We start from the raw sequence: 3,079 nt of genomic DNA, 5'->3' as shown, positions 1-3,079 counted from the left end.
ATTATAAGATCAGTTTTTATGATTTACGGTCAGATTCCAAAGAAGTTGAGTTAGAGTCATTGCGCAGCATTGGTAATGATCTGCAGTCAGGATTTGATATTGGATCAGGCGTTTTGTTCCATGTTGGGCATTTCAGGATGTCAGACGGAGACCGTTTAGCGCTTATTATTCATCACCTTGTAATTGATGGGGTTTCATGGCGTATTTTATTTGAAGATTTATCTCATTTGTATCAGTCTTACCAAATCAATACACCTATTAGTCTGCCTTTAAAAACAGATTCGTTTCAGCGTTGGGCTTCGGTTCAGAAAGAATACGCAAAAAGCGAGAAGATGCAGTCAGAACGACTGTATTGGAATGAGGTTTCCAAAGAAGCAATAAATGTATTACCTGTAGATTATCAGAATAAGGAACAGCTTTCACTGATGGATAAGGCTTCTTATTTTACCCTTGATAAATCTTTAACAGAAAAGCTTCAGACACAGGTTCATCATGTTTATAATACCGAGATCAATGACATTTTACTAACAGGACTTGGACTGGCCGTTCAAACTGTTTTTGGGACTGATAAGAGTGTTCTGAAAATGGAAGGCCATGGCCGTGAGGAAATCATTGATGGTATTGATATCGGAAGAACAGTGGGTTGGTTCACCAGTGTATATCCTTTCGTATTGGATTTATCATCATCCAAAGGTCATGAATTAATCGGAGTTAAAGAATCATTGCGTAAAGTTCCTAATAAAGGAGTTGGCTATGGGATTCTGAATTACCTTGACAAACGTTTTGACAATGAACTTGTTCCAAGTATCCAATTTAACTATTTAGGAGATTTTGGCAGCAATGTGGGCGCAAATAAAGAAGGTGAATCCCTGTTTGAATTCTCATCAGAAAGCATAGGAGGATCATCAGATACGGCCAATAGTTCAAGTGAAGTCTTACTTGATGTTTCCGGAATGATGGTTTCTGACCAGCTCAATATGTCTATTTATTATTCAGGAAATGTGTTTAGTGATGCAACAATTGCCAAATTCGTTGCTGCATACGAAACAGAGCTGGCCAATCTTATCGAAACATTGTCAGAAGTTAAAGAAAATCGTTTAACGCCATCTGATTTAACGTATAGTGATTTAAGTTATTCAGACTTAGCGGAGCTTAATAAAGATAACAATGTTGAGGATATTTATGAGCTTTCACCATTGCAGCAAGGATTGTATTATCACTGGTTGGTAGATCAGTCAAGCCATATGTATTTTGAGCAGCTTTCCTATAAACTGCACTTTAGCAATTTAAGTATTGAGGCAGTAAAACAGGCTTATGATGAGTTGATTAACAGATATGCAATTTTACGAACCAGCTTTACCAATGATTACAGTGGTGTGCCTTTGCAGATCGTACACAAAACAGTTTCCAGCAGCTTTAGTTATGAATCTATTTGTGATTTAACAGATATCGCTGAGGGATTACATATCATTAAAGAAAAGGATAAATCTGCAGGATTTGATTTGGATAAACCAACTCAGATGCGCTTGAAAGTAGTAGAGTTGGGAGACGGAAACTATGAATTTATCTGGAGCAGCCACCATATTTTAATGGATGGCTGGTGTCTGAGTATTTTAATTAACGACTTCTACAGTATGTTAATGGCTATAACCAATGGTCATACAATACAATTGCCGGAACCGGTTAAATACTCCACTTATATAGATTGGTTATCAAAAGTTAATAAAGAGGTATCATTATCATATTGGAAGAATTATTTAGATAGTTTAACATCAATGACTGAGATTCCTTTTAAAAAGGAAAAAGGACAAATTAACGATCAGGCATTTAATAAACAAACTGTTCATATTGACGGAGATGTATTTGAAGATGTTAAAAAAATATGTAATGAGCTGAGTATAACATCTAATGCATTTATACAGGGAGTATGGGGATATTTGCTTTCAAGATATAATAATACACAGGATGTAGTTTTTGGAGCAGTAGTATCCGGTAGACCGGGAGAATTACCGGGAATAGAAAAAATGGTTGGTTTATTTATCAATACCATACCTGTGAGGGTAAGATACGAAACAGCCGATACGGTAAGAACATTCCTGAAAAGGCTGCATTTAGAAACATTAGATACTTCCGCTCATCATTATATCAATTTGTCCGAAGTACAGTCTCAAAGTTCTTTAGGAATGGATTTGATTAATAGTTTAATGATTTTTGAGAACTATTTGGTACAAGACGCAATCGAGGATGAGATTGATGTACTGTATGGTCAAAGAGAAGAAAAAATTATTATTGAAGAAATAAATGTTTTTGAGCAGACAAATTATGATTTTAATGTAACAATAATACCTTCTGTACAAGAATTAAAAGTAGAATTTAAATACAATTCAAATATTTTTGATTCCGAATTAATACAGAATCTGTTATCCCATTTTTTAAATATCATTAAACAGTTTAGTTCAAAAGAAGACATTTCCTTAGAAGGTATAGATTACTTGACGACCGAAGAAAAAGGTGTTTTACTGGATGATTTCAATGATACCACAGTAGACTTTGATCGTGAGAAAACAATCATTGAGATATTTGAAGAACAGGTTGAAAAAACGCCAGACAGTATAGCTGTTGTTTTTGAAGATCAGCAATTTACCTATCGTCAGATAAACGAGGAAGCAAATAGGCTGGGTATCTATCTTAGAGAAAAATATTCCATCCGGCCAGATGATTTGATCGCCATAAAATTAGACAAAAGCGAAAGAGTTACTATTGCTGTATTAGCCATATTAAAATCCGGAGGAGCTTATGTTCCAATTGATGTCAATTATCCAGAAGAAAGAATTCAGTATATGGAAAATGACTCAAAAAGCAAGGCGGTCATTGATGAAGCAGAATTTACTGCATTCTATGCTGAAAGAGATCAGTATTCTGCATCTAATCCTAAAAAGAACAGTGCTTCCGATAACTTAGCGTATATCATCTATACCTCTGGAACAACGGGTAATCCAAAAGGGGTAATGGTAGAAAACCGGAATCTGGTTTCCAGAATGAGTTATTATAAATCATTCTTTACATTATCTGAATCGGA

General features: G+C 35.1%; 1 protein-coding gene. It reads left to right on the top strand.

Annotated features, from left to right (window positions below; genetic code table 11):
- Positions 1–3,079 (top strand): condensation domain-containing protein (locus tag ACJ5H0_RS23025; RefSeq protein ID WP_411252184.1); only part of this gene is annotated, 3,079 nt, incomplete at both ends.

Source organism: Chryseobacterium proteolyticum (assembly GCF_046591535.1).
Taxonomy (GTDB): Bacteria; Bacteroidota; Bacteroidia; order Flavobacteriales; family Weeksellaceae; genus Chryseobacterium; species Chryseobacterium proteolyticum.
This window is presented reverse-complemented; position numbering and strand designations above follow the sequence as displayed.